The sequence below is a fragment of the Actinoplanes sichuanensis genome (genome assembly GCF_033097365.1).
Taxonomy (GTDB): Bacteria; Actinomycetota; Actinomycetes; order Mycobacteriales; family Micromonosporaceae; genus Actinoplanes; species Actinoplanes sichuanensis.
The window spans coordinates 9689753-9711856 of sequence record NZ_AP028461.1 but is presented as its reverse complement, the minus strand read 5'-3'; the positions used below and the strand labels follow the sequence as shown (position 1 = coordinate 9711856).

At 67.3% G+C, this 22104-nt stretch carries 17 protein-coding genes and 1 tRNA gene; 13 read left to right on the top strand and 5 right to left on the bottom strand.

Features of this window, described 5'->3' with window-relative positions; all coding sequences use genetic code 11:
- Positions 1–268: 268 nt before the first annotated feature.
- Together Q0Z83_RS44635 and Q0Z83_RS44630 are read left to right on the top strand one after the other, a co-directional pair.
- A complete protein-coding gene (locus Q0Z83_RS44635) occupies positions 269–2515 on the top strand; it encodes a galactose oxidase-like domain-containing protein (protein WP_317789567.1) in 2247 nt (748 codons plus the stop codon).
- 5 nt (positions 2516–2520) lie between these two features.
- Positions 2521–3702, top strand: coding sequence for an Ig-like domain-containing protein (locus Q0Z83_RS44630; RefSeq protein ID WP_317789566.1), 1182 nt, complete (start codon positions 2521–2523; stop codon positions 3700–3702).
- Between the two features lie 55 nt (positions 3703–3757).
- Here Q0Z83_RS44630 and Q0Z83_RS44625 read toward each other — a convergent pair whose 3' ends face one another.
- The 3 genes from Q0Z83_RS44625 to Q0Z83_RS44615 form a co-directional block, all read right to left on the bottom strand.
- Positions 3758–6226 carry a hypothetical protein gene (locus tag Q0Z83_RS44625; protein WP_317789565.1) on the bottom strand — a complete coding sequence of 823 codons (2469 nt, stop codon included), beginning with the start codon at positions 6224–6226 and terminating at the stop codon, positions 3758–3760.
- Positions 6227–6343: 117 nt separating this feature from the next.
- Positions 6344–6517 carry a hypothetical protein gene (locus Q0Z83_RS44620; protein ID WP_317789564.1) on the bottom strand — a complete coding sequence of 58 codons (174 nt, stop codon included), beginning with the start codon at positions 6515–6517 and terminating at the stop codon, positions 6344–6346.
- A gap of 219 nt (positions 6518–6736) precedes the next feature.
- The gene (locus Q0Z83_RS44615; RefSeq protein ID WP_317789563.1) at positions 6737–7057 is read right to left on the bottom strand and encodes a hypothetical protein; all 321 of its coding nucleotides are present in this window, start codon (positions 7055–7057) and stop codon (positions 6737–6739) included.
- Positions 7058–7527: 470 nt separating this feature from the next.
- Here Q0Z83_RS44615 and Q0Z83_RS44610 point away from each other — a divergent pair, with 470 nt between their 5' ends.
- The gene (locus Q0Z83_RS44610; protein WP_317789561.1) at positions 7528–8457 is read left to right on the top strand and encodes a calcium-binding protein; all 930 of its coding nucleotides are present in this window, start codon (positions 7528–7530) and stop codon (positions 8455–8457) included.
- Between the two features lie 67 nt (positions 8458–8524).
- Here the strand turns inward: Q0Z83_RS44610 and Q0Z83_RS44605 are convergent, their stop codons facing one another.
- Entirely contained in the window at positions 8525–9664 is a 1140-nt protein-coding gene (locus Q0Z83_RS44605) for a calcium-binding protein (protein WP_317789560.1), read from the bottom strand.
- Between the two features lie 234 nt (positions 9665–9898).
- On the opposite strand from Q0Z83_RS44605, the gene Q0Z83_RS44600 reads away from it, so the two are divergent.
- The gene (locus Q0Z83_RS44600) at positions 9899–11944 is read left to right on the top strand and encodes an Ig-like domain-containing protein (protein ID WP_317789559.1); all 2046 of its coding nucleotides are present in this window, start codon (positions 9899–9901) and stop codon (positions 11942–11944) included.
- 207 nt (positions 11945–12151) lie between these two features.
- On the top strand, positions 12152–13780 hold the full coding sequence (locus Q0Z83_RS44595) for a hypothetical protein (RefSeq protein ID WP_317789558.1): 1629 nt from the start codon (positions 12152–12154) through the stop codon (positions 13778–13780).
- Between the two features lie 330 nt (positions 13781–14110).
- Here Q0Z83_RS44595 and Q0Z83_RS44590 read toward each other — a convergent pair.
- Positions 14111–14197 (bottom strand) — tRNA-Arg (locus Q0Z83_RS44590).
- A 710-nt stretch (positions 14198–14907) separates the two neighbouring features.
- Between Q0Z83_RS44590 and queC the strand changes: the two genes are divergently transcribed.
- Genes queC through dbpB (Q0Z83_RS44550) form a run of 8 tightly spaced genes read left to right on the top strand, consistent with a single transcriptional unit; the run spans position 14908 to position 21899 of the window.
- Complete coding sequence (gene queC / locus Q0Z83_RS44585) at positions 14908–15612, top strand: 7-cyano-7-deazaguanine synthase QueC (RefSeq protein ID WP_317789557.1); 705 nt, start codon at positions 14908–14910, stop codon at positions 15610–15612.
- A 6-nt stretch (positions 15613–15618) separates the two neighbouring features.
- Entirely contained in the window at positions 15619–16257 is a 639-nt protein-coding gene (gene queE / locus Q0Z83_RS44580) for a 7-carboxy-7-deazaguanine synthase (RefSeq protein WP_317789556.1), read from the top strand.
- A complete protein-coding gene (gene queD / locus Q0Z83_RS44575; RefSeq protein ID WP_317789555.1) occupies positions 16257–16613 on the top strand; it encodes a 6-carboxytetrahydropterin synthase QueD in 357 nt (118 codons plus the stop codon). The genes queE and queD overlap by 1 nt, the downstream gene beginning before the upstream one ends.
- On the top strand, positions 16613–17413 hold the full coding sequence (gene folE2 / locus Q0Z83_RS44570) for a GTP cyclohydrolase FolE2 (protein WP_317789554.1): 801 nt from the start codon (positions 16613–16615) through the stop codon (positions 17411–17413). The genes queD and folE2 overlap by 1 nt, the downstream gene beginning before the upstream one ends.
- Entirely contained in the window at positions 17410–18363 is a 954-nt protein-coding gene (locus Q0Z83_RS44565) for a hypothetical protein (RefSeq protein ID WP_317789553.1), read from the top strand. Before folE2 ends, Q0Z83_RS44565 begins: the two co-directional genes overlap by 4 nt.
- The gene (gene dbpB, locus Q0Z83_RS44560) at positions 18363–19508 is read left to right on the top strand and encodes a DGQHR domain-containing protein DpdB (protein WP_317789552.1); all 1146 of its coding nucleotides are present in this window, start codon (positions 18363–18365) and stop codon (positions 19506–19508) included. Before Q0Z83_RS44565 ends, dbpB (Q0Z83_RS44560) begins: the two co-directional genes overlap by 1 nt.
- The gene (dpdA, locus tag Q0Z83_RS44555; protein ID WP_317789551.1) at positions 19505–20758 is read left to right on the top strand and encodes a tRNA-guanine transglycosylase DpdA; all 1254 of its coding nucleotides are present in this window, start codon (positions 19505–19507) and stop codon (positions 20756–20758) included. The genes dbpB (Q0Z83_RS44560) and dpdA overlap by 4 nt, the downstream gene beginning before the upstream one ends.
- Positions 20739–21899: a DGQHR domain-containing protein DpdB gene (gene dbpB, locus Q0Z83_RS44550; protein ID WP_317789550.1), complete on the top strand. Its 1161-nt coding sequence runs from the start codon at positions 20739–20741 to the stop codon at positions 21897–21899. The genes dpdA and dbpB (Q0Z83_RS44550) overlap by 20 nt, the downstream gene beginning before the upstream one ends.
- Positions 21900–22104: the final 205 nt, after the last annotated feature.

The following is a 22104-nucleotide window of genomic DNA, read 5'->3' as shown; positions in this document are numbered from 1 at the left end:
CTTCCATGACCTGACAAGGCATCGACACACGTCCGGTAGCGAGACGTCTGAGTGGCCGGATCGGTGCATGCAAGTGGGAAAATTCATGAATGTCGCAATCATGCAGAGGACCGGTATCCGAAAGGGATGCATGTCTTCTGTCCTGGTTTACGCCCTGACGTCGATCTTCCCCGCCGACGTGACTGGACCGTAACGACGAATCGGCACCGGCCTGCCGTAGGATCGGCGCTCGCCGATGCTGTGGGGGATGGGAGCAGGAATGGGTCGAATGTCGCGTGTCGGGCGCCGACTGATGGCGGGAGCCACGGTCACGGCCGCCGTCGCGGGCGGAATGGCGATGTCCTCGGGCACCGCCCAGTCCGCGGAACAGGATCACGCGGCACACCAGGCACTCGCGGCCGCTGCCGCCGGCGCCACCCAGGTGACCGTCGGCAGCAGCCGGGTCGCCCTCAACCAGCCCGCCGATCCGTTCCTCGGCAAGGTCGTCCCGGCGTCGAACGCGCACCTCACCGGCATGTATTCGGCACAGGTCGCCTGGCCGCTGGTCGGCATCCACATGGCGCTGCTGCCCAACGGGCACGTGGTCAGCTACGGCACCCCGCCCGGCGAGGCGAAACAGGGCGGCTTCTCCTACGACGACTGGGACCCGGCCGCCGGCGTCGGCACCGGTGCGCACCGGCAGACCGCGTCGATGCACTCGTACGACGCGTTCTGCAACACGCTCGAACGGCTGCCCGACGGCCGGCTGCTGATGGTCGGCGGCAACTCCACCACGGCCACCATGATCTACGACCCGGCCACCGGGCAGCAGACGATGGGCGCACAGCTCAACCGCCAGCGCTGGTACGCCTCCGTGCTCCGCCTCCCCGACGACCGGATGCTGGCCCTCGGCGGCGGCAACTCGTACAACGTCGACGCGTGGCAGAAGCCGAACGACAACACGACGGTCGCCACCACACCGGAGATCAGCACCGGCACCGGCGCGTGGACCAGGCTGACCGGCGCGGACAGCACGGTGGCGTTCGGGGCGAAGGACAACCGCTGGTGGTACCCGCGGGCGTACGTCGCACCCGACGGCAAGGTCTTCGGTGTCTCGTACGACCAGATGTGGCGACTCGACCCGACCGGCACCGGCAAGGTCACCTCGCTGGGTACGCTGCCCGTACCGATCGGGGTCTCCGGCTCGTCGGTGATGTACGCACCGGGCAAGCTGCTGTTCGCCGGCGGCGGCCAGTACAACAACGGCAGCAGCCAGGTGGCCACCAACCGGGCCACCGCCGTCGACATCAACGGCACCACCCCGAAGACCGCCGAGACCAGCGCGATGCGGCTGGCCCGGAACTGGCTCAACCTGACCGTCCTGCCCAACGGCGAGGTGCTGGCCAACGGCGGCACCCGGGTCGGCACCCAGGCGGGCGCGGCCAACTCGGCGTACGACTCGGAGATCTGGAACCCGACCACCGGTAAGTGGCGGGACGCCGCCAAGGCGCAGCGGATCCGCAGTTACCACTCCACCGCGGTGCTGATGCCGAGCGGCTCGGTGCTGACCGCGGCCGGCGGGGTGCCCGGTCCGGAGGACAACTTCAACGCCGAGATGTACTACCCGCCGTACCTCTTCACCAAGGGCTCGGACGGCCGGGTGCGCTGGGCGAACCGGCCGCAGATCACCGGCATCAGCGGCTCGCTGACCTACGGCGGCTCGGTGTCGCTCGGGCTCTCCGACACCCGCACGCTGGCGTCGCTGTCGCTGACCCGGGCCACCAGCGTCACCCACTCCTACAACACCGACCAGCGCCGGGTGCCCCTGGCGTTCCGGCAGAGCGGCGCGACCGTGACCGCCACCATGCCGGCCAACGCGAATCTGCTGCCGCCCGGCTCGTACCTGCTGTCCGGCGTGGACACCAACGGCGTGCCGACCCCGGCGCAGATGATCACGATCAAGCGCTCCGGTGCGGGCACCGTGACCGTCTACGAGAAGGACCGCACCGCGGCCGACTTCTCCGGCCCGGCCGCCAAGGTGCGGTTCCCGGTCACCGACGGCTACATCCGGGCCGGCGCGAGCCTGCGTGTAGACGCCACCGACCCCAACCGGGTCACCGGCACCGAACTGTGGATCAACGGTAGGCGTCAGTCCTCGCTGCGCTGGGACCTGGCCGCCAAGGACGGCACGGCCACGATGACCGTCCGGGTCTACGACTCGCTGAACAACCTCACCCAGATCTCCCGCAAGGTGATCGTCGACAACCGCAAACCGACGCTACGGATCACCAGCGCACCGGCGAACAACAGCAGGCTGCGCAAGAAGACCACCATCGCGGTGACCGCCACCGACAAGAACGTCATCACCAGGGTCGAACTGCTGGTCAACGGCAAGATCGTGGCCACCGACAAGAAGGCCGCCTACCGGCTCACACTCGACCCGGCGAAATACGGCAAGAAATTCACCATGCAGGTACGGGCATACGACCGCGCCGGCAACGCCGTGTACAGCACGAAGCGCACCTACCGGCGCTGAAGTTCATGGGGGACGTCGTGAAGAACACCGGAATCGTGATGGTGACCGCCATGGCCGCCGCACTGATCGCCACACCCGCCCACGCCGCCGTGTCGGCACCGAAGGTCTACGCACGCACCGCCGATCACTGGGTCGGCGGCGTCGTGCCGGTGACCTTCTTCACCCAGCCGACCGAGGACCTGTCCGCCGTCACCGGTCTCACCGTCTTCGCCGACGGTAAGGAGGTCGGCACCGACACGGCCGCGCCCTGGAACGTCGACTGGGACACCACCGGCTTCGACGGGCTGGTGCAGTTGAGCACCCGCGCCACCACCACGAACGGCTCGCTGACGACCCGCGGCTACCAGGTCGTGGTCGACAACAGGGCACCGACCGGGCTGGCCGTCCGCTTCCCGCGGCGCGACGGCTACATCGGCCAGGGCGGCACGCTCTCGGTGGACGCCGACGACAACGTCTACGTCATCGGCTCCGAGCTGATCGTCGACGGCCAGGTGGTCTCGTCGAAGGACCTCCACCAGGGCGGCAACCTCGACCTGGGCTGGACCGTCAAGGTCCCCAACGGCAAGAAGGACATGACGGTCCGGGTACGCGACCAGGCCGGCAACGTGACCGCGGTGACCAGGACGGTGACCGTCGACAACGACCGTCCGGTGATCACCGGCAGCACCAGCGCGGGCCGTGCGGTCCGGGGCACCTTCACCGTCTCGCTCGGCGGCTACCGGGACGCCAGCCCGTTCGCCTACTTCGAGGCCTCCCTGGACACACCGAGGCATCTGCGCTCGTACGCCCAGGAGAACTCCCGCACGGTCACCATCGACAGCCGTGAGGTGCCGGACGGCTGGTACACGCTGGGCTGGCACGCCGTCGACGCGGCAGGCAACGAGACGACCCTGAAGCGTTCCCTTCTCGTGGACAACCGAGCGCCGTCGGTGTGGATCGCCAAGGCGCCCCGGAACCAGGCGAAGGTCAAGAAGCCGTTCTCGGTCACCGCCACCGCCAGTGACACGTACGGCATCACCAAGGTGGAGCTGCTGATCAACGGCAAGGTGGTGAAGGCCGACACCACGGCCGGCTACACCTTCTCGATCAACCCGAAGAAGTACGGCAAGAAGTTCACGATGCGGTTCCGCGCGTACGACCGGGCCGGGAACGTCAGGTACACCACCGTCCGGACCTACAAGCGTTAGAAGACAGCAGAACGGCCGGGTACCCGAGGGTGCCCGGCCGTTCTGCTGTCCGGTGTTACTTGCTGAACGTGAAGTACTGGTACGACGTCCAGGTCGTCGCGTTCAGGATGTCGCCGGAGGTCGAGTAGACGTAGGCGGAGCGGATCCGGAACTTGGCGCCGTTCAGGCCCGACCCGGACATCAGGAGCAGATCGGTGGCGTCGAAGTAGCGCTGGTCGTAGTTCTTCCACTTGCCACCGGAGTAGCGCTGGAGTTGAACGAGGACCTGCCGGTTGGCGGCGTTCGACACCGAGTGGGTGAAGTAGGCGTACTTGGAGACCCGGAAGACGCGATAGGTCGTACCGCTGATCCTCTTGGTCTTGAAGTTGTTGGCCAGCCGCAGCGAGAGGTTGGCCTTGGTGCCGACGGTCGCGGTGACGGTCCGCGACGCGTATCGGGCGTCACCGGTGAAGACCGCGGAGAACGTGGTGTTGCGGGTCAGCTTGAAACTGGCCGTGACCTTGCCGGCGCTGTTCACCGTGGCCCGCTTGACCAGGCGCCGAGCCTGGTCGCTGCCGTACGGGTCGGCCCAGATCTCCACGGTGCGGTTCTTGTACGTGGTGCCGAGGTACGCGGTGAAGGTGACCGTCTGGTTGTAGGCGTACTGCTTGCCGTGGTTGTTGATCGCCATCGACGGCGTGACCCGGGAGACCGCGACCGTCGTGATCGCCGCGGCCGGACCGCGCGTGGCGTCACCGGCGTACGAGGCCCGATAGGTCACCGTGCCGCCGGCCGACGGGGTGTCGATGTAGCTGAACGCGCCGTTCGCGTCGACGGTGGTCGTGCCCAGGGCCTTGCCGGTCGGGCTGTCCAGGTCGGTGCGGCTGATCGACACCGTCGCTCCGGCCGGCAGTCCGAGCGGCGAGGCCAGCGTGCCGGTGAGGGTGAGCGCCTTGGCCCGGGTCGCCGACGACGGCCCGGCGAGCGTCACGGTGGAGGCGCTCCGGGACACCTGAACCGACGTCGTGGCGGTGGCCGGCCGGTGGGTGGCGTCCCCGGCGTACGAGAACGCGTAGGTGACCGTGCCCTCGACCGCGGGCGGGGTGTCGGCGAACCGGAACTCGCCGTTCGTGTCGACGGTGACGGAGCCCAGTGACGTGCCGTTGCGGGAGACCGCGACCGTGACACCGGTGGGCAGCGGTGACCAGGAGGTCAGCCATCCACCGAACGAGGCCTCGCCGCCCGGCAGCACCGTGGGTGTGGTGAACGGCAGCGTCAGATCCGTGACGGCCTTGGCGACGTAGACCGAGTGGGCCTGCACCGACGGCAGGTGGAAGTCGTCACCGGCGTACGCGGCCCGGTAGATCGCGGTGCCCTCGGTCGACGGGGTGTCGGTGATCGAGAACGACCTGTCCGCGCGGACCTCGGCGGCGCCCAGTGACGTGCCGTCCCGGGTGATCGTGACCGTGCTGCCGGTGGGCAACGGCAGCAGCGAGTTCACATGACCGGTGAGGGTGATCGATGCGCCCGGCACCACGGTCGTCGCGCCGCCGAGGCCGGTCATCGTGATCGACCGCTTCGCGTCCGTGTAGACGGTGAACGTCAGAGCGCCGTTGCTCGCGGACACGGCGAACAGCCGGTCGCCGTCCGGCTCCCAGGCCGCGGCACGCTGCTGCCCGTCCCCCACGTCCGGAGCGCTGATCACCTTGATCTTCTGGCCGGACGGGGCGAAGGTGAACAGGTTCGACGAGTAGCCCCCGTCGCCGCCGACGAGGCTGCCGTCACTTGCGAAGTCCACCGAGTTCGGGGTGGTCTGGTACTCCCACAACGTCGAGGTCGCGAGATCGCTGACGTCCCGCACCCGGATGCCGCGGTCGGAGCGGTCGGCCACACCCACTTTCCGGCCGTCCGGCGAGAGCGCCACGTCGGCGATCTCACCCGCCCCGTTCGTGGCCGCCACCTCGGTGAACGTGTCCCCGGAGGCGTCCAGGACGGCGATCCGGCCCTTGGCCGCGACAGCGATCCGGTCCGGCTTGGCGGCGGTGGTGGCCAGCTCCGCCGCGCCGCTGCCGGTGTCGTACCGGTCCAGCAGCACCGTCTCGGTGGACGGGTCGATGGTGCCGAGCTTGCTCACGCCGGTGTCGGCGTAGGAGAACCAGATCCGGCCGCCGGCCACCACCACGTCATACGGCTTGGCGTCACCGGTGGCGAACGTCGCGTTCGTGGCCAGCGTCGTGGTGTCCAGGGCGAGGACGGCCGAACCGTTCCGCGTGGACACGTAGAGCCGGGATGCGTCCGGCGCCAGGGCCAGGCTGGTCGCGCCGGTCACCGACGCGACGCCCAACTGATTGCCGCTGTAGTCGGTCGCGATGACCTTGCCGCCGGCCGGGTCGCTGATGAAGACCCGGTCGTGCACGCCGTCGACGACCAGGTCGCCGGCCGATGAGATGGAGAGGCGCTGCCGCAGTTCGTCGGCCGATGCCGGGGCGGCGATGCCGACCGTCAGCAGGGCGAGAGCCGCCGCGCCGATCCTCTTGTTGCCCATGTTTCCCCCGAGGGTGGTGACGCCGATATGCGTCGAAGTGCCGACGAGACGCTATATCGAAGATCACCGCCACCGGGATCGTGCGAAAGGACGAGTCGATCCCGGCCCGTCGCAACGTCAATCGGGGTCGGGGTTCACCCAGAAGCCCATGTCGTAGACCACGTCGCAGTAATCGTCCACAGTGTCGATACGCTGCTGGTGACCCATCTCACCATCACGAACCAGGGCCGGGAGCTCCACCGGAAACGACCCGCCCTGTCCGGGCCGGACGGTCCCGTCGGTCTGGGTCAACGGAAGGTCCAGGCCGAGGACGGGCACCGGTCCCGCCGTCGGTGATGTAGAGCCGGTGCCGGCCGGGCCCGGTGAGCAGGAAGCCGGTGAGGGTGTAGATGTCCTCGAACCACAGCGCGCCACCGCCGTACAGCATCTGCCGAAGCATGGCGAAGTAGTTGACGTCGAAACCGGTGGCCCGGCGGTCAGCCCGGTACCCGAGCGGCCCGGCCCCGACGATCACGTCGCCGTGGCTGTCCCGCCCACCGGACGACGCCACAGGTCGGCCCGGGTCAGAGTGCGCAGCCAGTCGACCGCGGCGTGCACGTCGATCTCGGCGCCGTCCGCGCCGACCAGCCCGAACTCGACGGCGACCGCATCCAGCACGACCCGGGTCCGATCGGCACCGGCCCGAACGACACCGCCGAGGCGCACCACATCAGCGGGTTGCGGCCCGACCGGCGCCATCACCAGAGGTGCCAGAATCCGCAGAAACTGGTCATGAAGGTGATTCTCACGATCCATGGCGGGCACGTCCTCGGCGTCATGTCGTACGGTCACTTGCGGAGTTTATTAACCCATTCCGGGCACTTCGTCTTGCCCTTGCAGTACGCCGTGATCACGCCGATGAGGCACGGCCGGCCCATTCCGAATGTTTCGGATGACGATTTGCCATCGACGATTACGCTCCTGAATCCGTGCGGCATTTCGCCGCCGGATCCACTGGAGGATCCACATTGGCTGGTTTGATCTGGCTACCTCGTGTCGCAGTACCTCTTCTCACCGTCGTCGCCGCTGGGACGCTCGCCGCGCCCGCGCAGGCCGCCACCACCGGGGTGGCATCGGTCGTGAGCTCGACGAAGGTGCGTTTCAAGGCGGCGGCAGGCAAACAGAACCGGGTCGTCGTGACCCGGACGGGGAACACTTTCACCATCGACGACCGAGTCGCAATCAAGGCGGGCAAGGGCTGCAAACCCGTCAAAAACGATAAGACCCGAGTTAGATGTACGACCACAAAAGCGCCCACCCAGGTGCAGATCTACACGTACGACGGCGCCGATTCGATCCGTAACGACACGAACGTCCCGACCTATGCCGACGGCGGCACCGGCAACGATGTGGTGGCCGGCGGTTCCGCCAACGACACGCTGCACGGCTGGACCGGCGCCGACCGGATCTACGGCCGCGGTGGCGAGGACCACATCTGGGGCTGGACCGGCGCCAACACGATCTACGGCGGTGCCGCGAAGGACACCATCTGGGGCGGCCCGTCGGTGGACCACATCTGGGGTGAAGGCGGCAAGGACGAGATCTTCGGCGACGCTGGCGACGACCGCATCCACGGCGGCGCCGAGCGGGACTGGCTCCTCGGCGAGGACGGCAACGACTACATCTGGGGTGACGACGGCGACGACTACGTCGACGGTCGGGCCGGCAACGACGTGATCTCCGGCGGCAACGGCCAGGACGAGATGCACGGCGACGACGGAAACGACCGGGTGTACGGCGGACCGGGCGGCGACTTCATCTACACCCACGCGACGAACGGCGAGGGTGTCGGCGCCGACTACTACTCCGGCGGCAGTGGCTACGACTGGGTCACCTACGGTTCGTACTTCACGAAGGCGGTCACCGTGGACGCGGACGGCGTCACCGGCGACGACGGCGCCCGGGGCGAACGGGACACCCTGGCCACCGACATCGAGTCGATCACCGGCAGCAACGGCGACGACGTGATCGGCGGCCGGCCCGGCGACGACCACCTGAGCGGCGGCCCGGGCAACGACCGCCTGTACGGGCGCGGCGGGGCGGACCACCTCGACGGCGACGCCGGAAACGACCACTTGAACGCGACCGACGACGACGGGGCGTACGACAGCCTCAACGGCGGAGACGACGACGACGAATGTCTCGTGGGCGACCTGGACCACGCCTACAACTGCGAGAACATCCCCAGCTGACACTCGGTGGCATCGGCGGCCCGGCGGCCGCCGATGCCACCGGCTTCTTCGCGATTCCGGCCGTCTCTCAGCGTTCGCAGCCGACCGCGGTGTCGCGTTTGAAGAGCAGGCACTCGTCGCCGAGGGGACCATTGGTGCCACCGTCGAGACGATCCGCGTCAGCGTTCGGCCGATCATCGCCGCTCAACCAGTCATCACCGGCGCCACCGTAGACACGGTCGCTGCCGTCGAGACCGTCGAGCCAGTCGTTGCCGCCGCCACCGTGGATGACGTCATCGCCGGTGTAACCCATGATCCCGTTGTCGGCGGCGTTTCCGACGAGCCGGTCCCCGGCCCACCCGCCGTAGATGCCCTCCACATCGGATCCGACGGTGTCGTGTTCGCCGGGCCGGCCGTCATCACGACGTGCACCGTCCAGATCCACGCTGATGGCCTTCTGATAGTCGCCGTAGTCGACCTGGTCGAATCCGGCTCCACCGAGCATCACATCGGCGGCGATCCCATCGGTATAGACGTCACCGGCCAGCGAGTCGTCGCCGTCGCCGCCGTGGAGGTAGTCGGATCCCTGGTATCCGGCCAGATCATCCTGACCGGCCTCGCCATGGATCCGGTCGTCGCCTTCTTCACCCCAGACGTGGTCGTCACCGTTGCCGCCGTGCAGCGTGTCGTTGCCGAGCCAACCATGGATCATGTCCGCGCCGTCGCCGCCGAAGATCAGGTCGTTGCCGTGTCGGCCATCCAGATAGTCCTGCCCGGCGCCCCCGTAGAGGCGGTCGGCGCCGGCGCCACCCAGCAGCCGGTCGCCCCGCCGGCCCCCGACCAGGATGTCGTTGCCGGTGCCACCGTCGGCGCTCATCGGCAGGTCGGTCCGGTTGGTCACCGCGTCATAGCGGTCATAGGTATAGACCTGCACCCGGGTGGGCGCCTTCGACAAGGCGCAGGACACCTTCGTCCGGTCGCCTTCGACCTGCTTGCAGCCGACGCCGGCCCGGATGGCGACCTGGTCGTCGACGACGATCGTCCGGCCGGACCGGGTGACGACCACCCGGTTCTGCTTCCCGGCGGCCGCCTTGTATCGAACCTTGGTCTTCTCCACCACCGAGACGACACCGGTGGCGGCCGCCGACGCCGGCGTGGAGACGAGACCCCCTGAGACAGTGACGAGCAGGACGAGGCCGGCCCGAGGCAACCATGCGGAACGTGTCATGCGGATCCTCCCCCAGGATTCCGGCGGCCACATCGCCGCACGGCGATGCGATGATAGAACGTCACCGTTACGACGTCACCCACCGCCGTCGTCTCAGCAGAGGCAGATGCCCAGGCCGAAGCTGTCGCCCGCGAAGAGGTTGGTCGCGTTCGATTCGTGATCTGGTCGGGCCATATCGGACAGCGGGCACCTCTGTCGATCTCTAGGATGCGGGTGACACGGGAGGAAAACCGAATGCGGAACACCACGGCCCGGCGTGTGCTCACCGCCCTGGCCGCTCTCACCATGCCCCTCGCTCTGGCCGCCCCCGCGCGGGCCGATGACTCGCTGCCCCTCGGCGCGGGCGCGGCGGTATCGGTCTCGGCCACGCCGGGCGGCATCTTCACGGCGCCGCTGTCGGTCACCTACACCGGCACGAAGCCGATCGACGGCGTCGCCGTCTCGTTCTTCGGTATCGACGGCTTCGAAACCGAGAGCCGGTACAGCAACTGCACCTACGACATCCTCGGTGACCTGGAGGCCTGCGTCTTCGACCGGGCCCTGGAGCCGGGCCGGTCGTACCGGGTGGATCTGCCGCTGCGCGCACCGGCCGACGCCTACGCGCCGAGCGCCGTGCGGACCCAGTTCGTCTGGGAGAAGAAGACGGTTCACCGCGCGTACGGCACACCCGGTGACGCGGCGCCCGTCGCGCTCGTCGACGACGTGACACCGGCGAAGGTCGGCGTCTACCCCTGGCAGTATGTGGATCTGGCGATCACCGGTCACCAGAGCGCGGATCTGGTGGCCATCGGCACCAAGGTGTACGGCGCGACCGGCAACGTCGTCCAGGTCAAGGCGACGGTACGCAACGACGGTCCGGCCGCGCTCAAGTGGATCGGCACCGGCGTGCCGTACGGCCTGGTGGTCGTCACGATCCCGCCCGGCACCACCGTGCAGAGCGCACCGTCGAAGTGTGCGCCCGCCACCGACGCGCAGCGGACCCGCACCGATGCGGTGCAGTACGCGTGCGTCCTCGACGGGTTCCTGAAAATCGGCAAGGACCACGCCCTGAGCCTGCCGTTCAGCCTGCGTGTCGACCGGGTGATCCCGGACGCGGCCGGTCTGGTCGAGGTCAACCCGGCGTGCACGTGCGAGCGCTTCGCCGACGACCTGGACCGCTTGAACGACACCGCTCCGCTGATCCTCAACCCGGCGCCGACCGCTCCGGGCGGCACGGACACGAACCCGCCGGTCGTCTCCGACACCGGCCTCACCGAGGGCCAGCTGCTCGGCTGGTACCGCGACGTCACCCCGGTCTGGTCCGACGACGTCGCGGTGACCAAGGTCCAGGTCCTGGTGAACGGTGTGGTCACCGAGACCTACGAGAGCCCGCTGCCCCGCCAGGTCCTCGTCGAGCTGCCGACCTCGGTCGACCGCACGCAGCCGCGGATCACCATCCGCGCCTTCGACGCGGCCGGAAACATCGGAGAGAAGACGACGACGGTACGGGCGGACGTGGTCCATCCGGAGGCGACGCTCACTCCGGCGTTCGGATCACGCGTCCACGGCGTGGTCACGTTCCAGCCGACCGGCGTCTCCAGCGACACCGCCCGCATCGAGCTGCTCGACGCACGCGGAACGATCGTCGCCCAGAGCACCGCGGCGCCGTGGACGATGACCTGGGACACCCAGGGTCTCAACGGCGCGCAGTCGCTCGCGTTCCGCATCTTCGACCATGCCGAGAACGGCGACATCGACATGGGCACCTTCGAGGTCGACAACGCCGGTCCGGCGGTCGGCTCCATCACTCCGGGTGACCGGGCGCTGGTACGTGGCAGTGTGCGCACCACCGCGAAGGCCTCCGACCCGAGCGGCATCAGCTCGGTCCGGGTCACCGGCGGCCGGGCGACGAGCTCGCCGTGGGCATGGACGGTGACCCCGAAGGCACAGGGCAACCACACCATCGAGTGGGTGGTGACCGACAAGCTGGGCAACACCACGGTCGTCCGTCGTGTCGTCGTCAACGACACGGTCGCGCCCACGCTGAAGCTGACCAGGGCTCCGAAGAACAACACGAAGCTGACGAGGAACACGACGCTGGCGGCATCCGCCGGCGACCGGAACGGCATCGCGAAGGTGCAGCTGCTGGTCAACGGCAAGGTGGTGGCCACCGACACGAGGGCCGGTTACACCTTCACCCTGAACCCGAAGAAGTACGGCAAGAAGTTCACGGTCCAGCTCCGCGCATACGACAAGGCGGGCAACGTGACCACCCTCGGCAAGCGCACCTACCGCCGCTGACCGCAGGCTACCCACAACACCGAATACGCCGGGATCGTCCACGCGATCCCGGCGTATCCACTTCAGCTGGCTTCGGCTTCAGGTGAGCGGGTTCTCCTCCGACTTGTCACGGCAGCACTGAGGACGTCCCCGGTGCCGATGGTTCGGCCGGAGTGCCGCGCCGGAATCGGGGCAGCGCCAAATCGGTAGCGGTGTTAAAAGAAGTTCATGATTTCGTCCATCGCCCGCGGAGTGGTCCGCGGCGCTCTCGCGCTGGCCGTCGCGGCCACTGTCACCGCGGCCGGCGCTACGGCGGCTCAGGCCGCCACCCCACGCCTCTCCCTCACCGCCCTGGCCTTCGAGAATTCCACTGTGGATGCCACTTCCGGCTCAGTGGTCGACGACCTGACCTGGACCATCAAGAACACCGACCCGGACGCGGACGGACTGTCCGGGTCGGTCACGTTGCGCATGCGCAGTTCGATCACCGGCGCGTACGTCGGTCACGAAACGACAGTCAAGTTCGAGTACGACCGCACCTGCTGCAACGGCGCCGAGTACGTCTCCGGCACCCCACAGGAGTCGACGTACCGCTACTCCTTCGTCGTCCCGCGCTGGGCCGACGCGACCTCCGCCACCTGGGAGGTGACAAACGTCTCCGCCGTCTCGGAGGGCGTGACCCTCTCGGCCGGCGCCGGCAAGCTGGCCGGCTTCGCGTCGAAGGTGACCGCGGCGACCAGCATCGACGCCAGCGGCCCGAGCCTCGACCAGCTGGAGCTCGAGCAGGGCGGATACCCCGGGCGGCCGTACCTCTACGTCGCCGACGGCGCCAAGTACGCGCGCTACAGCTTCTGGGCGCAGGACCAGCAGTCCGGCTTCTGGAAGGGCACCATCAAGCTGGCCGGCCCCGGCGGACAGAGCATCACCACCCCGTTCACCTGGGACTATTCGCCATACAGCACCGGCACGAACTGCGGTTCGGTCTCCGGCGGTGACCTGTACCAGATGGCCTGCAACGTCGACGTGACGTTGCCGGTCGGTGCAGCGGCGGGCAGTTGGCGGGTCGCGCAGATGGTCCTGTTCAACAACGCGGGTGCGCGGTCGACGTACAAGAATCCGCAGTCGACAGCGGTCACCGTGACCTCGAACGCCGTGATGACCGCGTCCGGCTTCGCCATCGACCCGGTCGAGGCGGACAACTGGCGCAAGTCGGTCGACGGGACGGTCAGTTTCCAGGTGGCCGGCGCCCGCAAGGGCATTTCGTCGGTCTTGCTCGACTTCGACACCTTCAGCTGCGGCCAGCGTGGCAACCTGGCGGTGTCCGGGGACACCGTGTCGATCCCGTTCGTCATGTACGACCGGACCGAGAAGTGCACCGTGACCGGCATCGCGGTGATCGACGGCGCGGGTGACGTCTCCCTCTACGGCAGCCGGTACGGCGCTCCGGAGCCCGGCCTGACCGTGCGACGCAAGGCGAGCACCACGCCGCCGGTCGTCACCGGGGCGGCTCTGGACGTCACGTCTGTACCGGCCAGCGAGGCCGCGTGGACGTCGATCGGCCTGACCATCCAGGCCCAGGTGCTCACCGCGCCGATCGACGAGATCACCCTGTACATGTACGACAGCGCGGGCACCGAGACGCAGCTGTCATTCGGCGGCACCAGCCAGGCTGCCGACGGGAGCCTCCAGCAGTGGGTGAGCCTGCCGTACTGGCAGGAGATCCTGCCGGGCACCTACACGATCGGGTTCAAGCTGGCCGACGAGGGCGGCCTGAGCAGTAAGTGGGGCATGGTCGGCGACGCCGAGTCGCACGACATCCCGGGCGGCCCGCTGAGCCTGACCGTCACCGAGGGCTGATCCACCTCGCCGGAAAGGGCCGTGACCACGGGTTCGCGGTTCTTTCCGGTGGGTCGGCCCCGACCGCGGCGTCAGTGCCGGCCTCGGCCCGGCACACCCGCAAACGCATCAAGGAAAGGGCCGCGAAGAACCGGTCTGTAGGGCGCGCCGAGAAAGAAGCACCTTCGGAGAACGGCCCATCAACAAGAAGCAAAGCCGTAGGCCAGGAAGCCGCCGCAATCCAATCCGTCACGGAAAGTGACGACACCCACGCGCCACCCAGCCCTTTAAGGCCGGACAACGAGAAAGGCCTGAACTGCGTCTCCGCAGCTCAGGCCTTAAACGAAGAAGTGCGCCCGAAGGGACTCGAACCCCTAACCTTCTGATCCGTAGTCAGATGACTAGTGGTCACGGGAACACTCGGTAACCTCCGGACACAAAGCCGTTTCCGAAGACATATTAGCAGCTCAGGGCAGCTCCACGTTTCCGCAGGTCTGGGCAGAGTGCACGAGCTAGGCGCCCCGCTGATCGATAGCGGCCACTCGAACGTGCTGAAACGGTCGCGCCCATGCTGAAACGGTCGCCGACATCCGATCACCACCGGATCACCACGCGACGCCATCACACAGCGTAGAACCCGCTTCAATCAGTGCTGCTCAGGGCAAAGTGCAAGGCTCCTGCCGCCGAGGTAATCGCGGTGCGGCAACCGCCGTGGCGACGTGCGATCACCTGTGGATCACCACAGCCTCGACTTTGGCACCTGTAGGCACCAGTCATTCTACTGCGGCCCTTCGCGAGGGAACCATCAAAACCGACCTGCCGACCTAGCCATCGGCGCCACGAAACTGCATCTTCATGCACAACTGGTGGCCGACGAAACTACACGAGGAGTGCTAGGCAGTGCCGTCAGTTAGCGGCGCAGATACGGCGGACCGAAGTCATCGTCACTGATTCGGACGGGCCTCGTTGCCGTGGGTAGCAAACGGGCATGTGGCGACGACTGATCTTGGTTGCACACCCCGTGGTGAGTTCCGTCGCTGCCGGTAGTTGGGTAGGGTGGCCAACATCAGCCTGGCTGAAACTGCGGACACGCCTCTAAGTGTGTTGGTGTAGTTTCTGGCCACTAGTGGAGGAAAGCGGGGGCCGGTATGTCCACGGCGAAGAGCAAGGCAGTTGTGCTGCTCAGTGGGGGCCTCGACTCCGCCACGGTGCTCGCGATGGCGGTGCACGAGGGCCACGAAGCTCATGCGCTCAGCTTCCGCTACGGCCAGCGCCACACGGTCGAGCTCGATGCCGCCGCCCGCGTGGCGGCGGAACTCGGAGCAGCTAAGCATATAGTTGCCGACATCGATCTACGCGTGTTCGGTGGGTCGGCGCTGACTGACAGCGCTATCGCGGTGCCGCACCACGGCAGCGCGGACGATCTCGGTGAAGACATCCCGATCACGTACGTGCCCGCCCGGAACGCGATCTTCCTGTCCTTCGCACTTGCATGGGCGGAGACCCTGGGCGCCTCCGATGTGTTCATCGGGGTCAATGCGCTTGACTACAGTGGCTACCCGGACTGCCGCCCAGAGTTCATCGCCGCCTTCGAGCAGATGGCCAACCTCGCCACGAAGGCGGGCGTCGAGGGCCGTCAACGGTTGCGGATCCACACCCCGCTGATCGAGTTGACCAAGGCCGAGACCATCCGTCGCGGGATCGAGTTGGGCGTGGACTACGCCTGGACCCACAGTTGCTACGACCCGGTCGACGGCCGCGCGTGCGGAACCTGCGACTCCTGCCTGCTGCGTGGGCGAGGCTTCGCCGAACTCGGCCTGACCGACCCGGCGTTGACGCCGGCCGCAGGATGAGTTCCGGTGTATCGCGTTAAGGAGATCTTCTACACGCTTCAGGGCGAAGGCACTCATGTTGGCCGCCCGGCTGTGTTCTGCCGGTTCACGAGTTGCAACTTGTGGACCGGGCGAGAGCCGGACCGGCATCGTGCCATCTGCCAGTTCTGCGACACCGATTTCGTCGGCACGGACGGCCCCGGTGGGGGCCGTTTCCGTTCTGCGGCCGATCTAGCCGCTGCCGTGGCCAAAACCTGGCAGGGGCAGCCTCATCCGCGCAGCCGGCCCTACGTCGTCTGTACCGGCGGCGAGCCGCTGCTGCAGTTGGACGAGCCCGCTATACAGGCACTGCACGCCGAGGGCTTCGAGGTCGCCGTCGAGACGAACGGTACTCGGCCAGCACCAGCAGGCCTCGACTGGATCTGTGTCAGCCCGAAGGCGGGCGCCGATCTGGTGCTCACTCGCGGCCATGACCTGAAGTTGGTTTACCCACAGGTCGGCGCAGAGCCGGGACTGTTCGAGGACCTCGAATTCGACCACTTTCTGTTGCAGCCTATGGACGGCCCAGACCGGGCCGCCAGCACAGAGGCCGCCGTGCGGTACTGCCTTGAACACCCGCAGTGGCGACTGAGCCTGCAGACCCACAAATACATAGGAATCGCCTGATGGAAGTCTTCCGGGAGTTCACCTTCGAAGCCGCGCACCGGCTGCCGAACGTGCCGGACGGGCACAAATGCGCCCGCCTACACGGTCACTCCTACCGTGTGCAGGTCCACGTCCAGGGTGAAGTCGATCCGGCGGCGGGCTGGGTGATGGACTTCAGCGAGATCAAGAAGGCGTTCCAGCCGCTTCGCGATCAGCTCGACCACTACTACCTCAACGAGGTGCCTGGCCTGGAGAACCCCACCAGCGAAGTGCTGGCCCGCTGGATCTGGGACCGGCTGATCGGTCAGTTGCCGTTGTCGGCGGTGATGGTGCGGGAGACGTGCACCTCCGGCTGCGTCTACCGGGGAGAGCAGTGATGCTTCCTGACGTGCAGGGAATGCCCGACCAGCGCGGAGTCGCTCTCGACGATGTCGGCATCGAAGGGCTGCGCTATCCGCTGCTTGTAGCTGACGCTCAGGGCGCCAAACGCGAGACGGTCGCCACCGTCGACATGGCGGTCAGCCTCGACGCCAACGTCAAAGGCGCGCACCTGAGCCGTTTCGTGGAAGTGCTGCACGCATGGCGCGACCAACTCGCGCCCGACAGCGCACTGCGCCTGGTGGAAGATCTTCGTACGCGCATGGGCAGCGGCAGCGCCCGAGTTCACCTCGCCTTCGCCTACTTCCTGGAGCGCCAAGCCCCCGTCACCGGCGCCCGGTCGTTCAGCGAGTACCAATGCGCGTTGACCGCCAGCGTGAGCACCGGCGACCCCGTCCTGACGCTAGGGGTACGGGTGCCCGTGACCAGCGTGTGTCCCTGCAGCAAAGCCATCAGTGACCGGGGCGCGCACAACCAACGCGGCTACGTCACCATCGAAGCCCACCCGGCGGCCATCGGCGAGATCTGGTTCGACGACCTCATCGCCATCGCCGAGGCATCGGCATCCTCACCGGTCTACGCATTACTCAAACGACCGGACGAGCGTCACGTCACGATGGCCGGCTACGATAACCCCGTCTTCGTCGAAGACATGACCCGCCAGGTCGCCCTCGCGCTGCGCGACGACCCCCGCGTGGCGCAGTTCCGGGTGCGGGTGGTCAACGACGAAAGCATCCACAACCACGCAGCGTACGCGCAGCTCGGCTGGAACGACGGTGCTATCGGCGGCGCCCCGTGAAAGCGGAACCCGGCGCGGCCGACTGGCCGGTGCATCTCGTGGTGACCTGCACCAACCGCAAGACCCGGGTAGTGCCCGACCGCCTGCGCCTCGGCGAACTGCGGGAACAACGGCCTGGGCAACGCTTCGCCGCCTGGACCCACCGGCTGTCCACCTCTGTCGTCGACCGGATCGCCGCCGTCGACCTGTACGCCGGCGAACACTGGCAGATCGCCCGCAACCTTCCGGTCAGCCTGCAGCAACCGACGAACTTGTGGGTGTGCTCCGCCGGGTACGGGCTGATCGCGGCGGACACCCCGATCTCCCCCTATGCGGCGACGTTCACGACCGGGGAGGCCGACGCGGCCGGCTCCACACCGGCTGCCATGCGCGACTGGTGGAGCCGGCTGGGCGGCTGGACCGATGCTGGCCGCCGCACTCCCCGCTCCTTCACAGCGCTGGCTCGCCAGAATCCCCAGGCCACCATCGTCGCCGTGCTGTCCGAGGCCTACCTACGCGCGTGCGCCGACGACCTGCGTCACGCCGCGGCCTGCCTGGCCGACCGTCAACAGTTGGCCGTCATCGGCCCGTCCGGACGGTGTCCCGAAATCGACGACCTTCTCGTGCCGGTCACCGCCGCGTTGCGCCCGGTAGTCGGCGGCAGCCTACAGGCACTCAACGTCCGCGCCGCCGCCCACCTGTTCGCCGCTTCAGCCGACGACCTGTCCTCCGCCACCCTGCGCAAACTCGCCGAGCAGGCCACCGCTGCGGCGCCACCAGATCTCAGCCGGCGGTCGGGCGGACAGAGACTCACCGACAACGCCGTCCGTGACTACATCACCGGTCATCTCGCTAATGGGCCCGCCACCGCGACCAGGCTACTGCGCCAACTGCGTCAAGCCGGCCAGTCCTGCGAACAGTCCCGCTTCCGCGCCCTGTTCACCGAGGTTGCCGCCCAGGTGAGGCCCTGATGCCCGCCGTGCCGTCCTCTGCCAAGAACCTCACCCGCCGGGCCCTACGCATCGACCAGAGCAGGACCTACCCACTGTATGTGTTCGCGCTACGGGCTAACGAAGTCCTGGACATCGCGGATATCTCCCGGCTGAGCCGCGACGACGGCGGCAATCTCATCGGTTACCAGCGTCCCGAGGTACGCCGGCACGTCGAGGAGATCATCGACTACCTCAACACCGACGGCGCGCTGTTCCCGAACCCGATCATCCTCGCGCTGTCATCACGTGCAAAATTCGAGTCCAGCCGCGGACCCGGGGCCAGCGACGGCTTGGCAACTGCCGGCAAACTGACCATCCCGCTACCGGCAAAGGGCAAGCCCAAGCCCGCCTGGATCGTCGACGGACAGCAACGCGCGCTCGCCCTGGCACGCACACGGCGCAGCGACTTCCCCGTACCCGTTACCGCCTTCGTCGCCGACAGCGTCACCCAGCAACGCGACCAGTTCCTGCGAGTCAACAACACCCGCCCCCTGCCACGCGGACTCGTCACCGAACTGCTACCCGAGGTCGACAGCCCTCTTCCCCCGCGGCTCGCGATGCACAAGGCACCTTCCGCGCTGTGCGACATCCTCAATACCGACCCGAATTCGCCGCTGTATGGGCTGATCAAACGCACCTCCACCACCCGGGAGCAGACACCCCACGCGGTGATCACCGACACCATCCTGGTGCGCATGCTCCACGAGAGCCTGAATTCCCCGGCGGGATCCCTGTTCCCGTACCGCGACGTCAGCCGCAATGAGACCGACTTCGACGCCATCCTGCAGGCCCTGTACGTCTACTGGGCCGCTGTCCGCGACACCTTTCCCGACGCCTGGGGGCTACCGCCTGCCAAGAGCCGCCTCATGCACGGAGCCGGTATTCGCGCGATGGGCCGGCTAATGGACCGGATCCTGGGCGCCGTCGATCCTCGCGGCGCCAACGCGCCGCAGATCATCCGCCAGCACCTCGGCCTCATCGCGCCGTACTGCCACTGGACCGCCGGCATCTGGGACGACCTGGGCCTGCGGTGGAACGAGATCCAGAACCTGACCAAGCACACCCAAGAGCTGTCCAACTACATCATCCGCGTTTACCACAACACCCGGTCGGAGCTGTCGTGAAGTTCTTCTTTCCCGACAGCCAGGACCAGGTCGACCCCGGCTTCCATTTCGTCACCGAGGAACGCGACCCGTTCCGCGTCCGGCAACGAGACGACCAGTACGCCCACGAGGTCCTCACCCAAGCTCCCTTCGACGGGCTGCTGGTCTCTAAGGCCATCGTGGACGGCACGGCGGCTGGCACTGGAAAGTACACCGTCGCGCAACGCCACCGCCTCTACCGGGAAGGCGCACGACGCTTCTTCCGTCTCGACCACGGCCACACCCCGCTGGAGATCATGGGTGACTGCGGCGCGTTCTCCTACGTAACCGAGGAGTATCCGCCGTACAGCGTCGATGAGGTCATCGACTTCTATGACGGCTGCGGATTTCACTACGGGATCGCCGTCGATCACGTGATCTTTCAGTACGAGCCCAAGACAACTCGCGATGACAAGCGGGCTGAGGAGTGGGTACGTCGCCAGGACATCACCCTGGATCTGGCTGAGAAGTTCTGGCAGCGCTGCAAAGCCCGCCGCGTCAGCTTCGCCCCCCTCGGTGTAGCTCAGGGCTGGAGCCCGCAGTCGTACGCCGACGCCGTCAAGACCCTGCAAGACATCGGCTACCAACGCATCGCGCTGGGCGGCATGGTGCCTCTCAAGACCCCCGAAATCCTGGCCTGCCTCGCCGCGATCGACCAGGTCCGCGACCATGACACCACGCGGTTTCACCTGCTCGGCGTCAGCCGTTGCGACGAGGTGCGCACGTTCGCCGACTACGGCGTCACCAGCTTCGACAGCACCTCGCCGTTTCGCCAGGCGTTCAAGGACGACCGCGACAACTACTACACACCGACCGGCACCTATGTGGCGCTGCGCGTGCCGCAGGTAGACGGTAACGCCAAGCTCAAGGCCCGCATCCGCTCCGGCGAGATCAGCCAGAACCGAGCGCTGGAACTGGAACGCACCGCGCTGACCCGGCTGCGGCAGTACGACGCTGATGAGATCGACATTGATCCGGTCGTCCACGCGCTCGACGAGTACAGCGCCGTGTGGGACGGCAAGTCCGACCGCAGCAGCCAGTATCGTGCGACCCTGGCGGATCGGCCCTGGCGGGCTTGTGCCTGCGACCTATGCAAGACCATCGGGATCGAAATAGTGATCTTCCGAGGTTCCGAACGCAACAAACGGCGCGGCTTTCACAACCTGTACGTGTTCGAACAGCGGCTGCGCGCACAACAAGGAAGGACTCCGTGTGACCAAGACCCGACGTGACAACGCCGCCGGCACCGCCCCTGAGCTCCGGCTCCCCGCGCTGAAGATCCAGCAGGGTCGTGGACGCAGCCTCTATACATTCGCGATGGACGGCAAACTCGTGCCGCAGATCGCCACCGTCTCGCGGATCCGTCGTGACGACAACACCGAGTTGCACGGCTACCAGCGACCGGAAGTCCTCGCCCATGTCGCGGCAATCCGCCGCTACATCGAAACCGACGACAGCCCGCTACTGCCCAACGCCGTCGTGATCGCCTTCGACAAGCGGGTACGGTTCGAGCCGGCCCCGGCCGCCGTCGACAGCCCTGGCTACGTCGAAACCGGCACCCTGGTGATCCCGCTGATCGACGGACCGGACCACCGCCGGCCCGGATTCATTGTCGACGGTCAACAGCGCTGCGCCGCCATCCGCGACGCCAACATCGACGCGTTCCCGATCAGCATCAGCGCCTTTATCGCCAACGACACCGCAGACCAACGCTCCCAGTTCATCCTGGTCAACAACACCAAGGCGCTGCCCAAGGGGCTCATCCACGAACTGCTACCCGGTGCCTCCGGTGCCCTGCCCGCCCCGCTTCGGGTACGCCAACTGCCAGCCACCCTCCTCGAGATGCTCAACTTCGACGAGACGCGGTCGCCGCTGCACCGGATGATCCAGACGCCCACGAACCCGGGCGGCTACATCAAGGACAACTCCGTCCTGCGGATGCTGGAGAACAGCCTGTCCGATGGCGCCTTGTATCGGTTCCGCAACGATGCGGCACTGCCGTACACCGGCGAGATGTTCACCCTGCTGGCCAATTTCTGGGCGGCTGTGAAGCAGGTGTTCCCTGACGCCTGGAACAAGCCCCCCCGCAGATCACGGCTCATGCACGGCGCGGGGATCATCAGCATGGGCTACCTCATGGACGCGATCAGCCACACCCGCGGCGACGGCGACGGGGTCATCGAACCGGACGAGTTCGCGGCCGACCTGAAGGTGATTGCCGACGACTGCCGGTGGACCGAAGGCGAGTGGACCTTCAGCGACGGCGCCGTGCGCAAGTGGAACGAGATCCAGAACACCCCGCGCGACATCCAACGGGTCGCAGACTTCCTACAGAACCGCTACCGCTACAGCCAGGCGAGGAGAGGGCGATGACTCCGTAGCTTCGCCACCGAGCCCGCGCGGGATCCGGCCGGCACCGGATCGGACCAAGTCCTGGGCCGGAATCCCCAGGGTGACTGAATGATCTGAATTGAAATCTCAGTTCGCCATTGAACTGTATGTACCATATGCGTGTCTTGGCCTGTCTGGTCTGCTAGGTTCGGCCATAAAGCTCACCCCGATCGAGCCACCCGTGGGC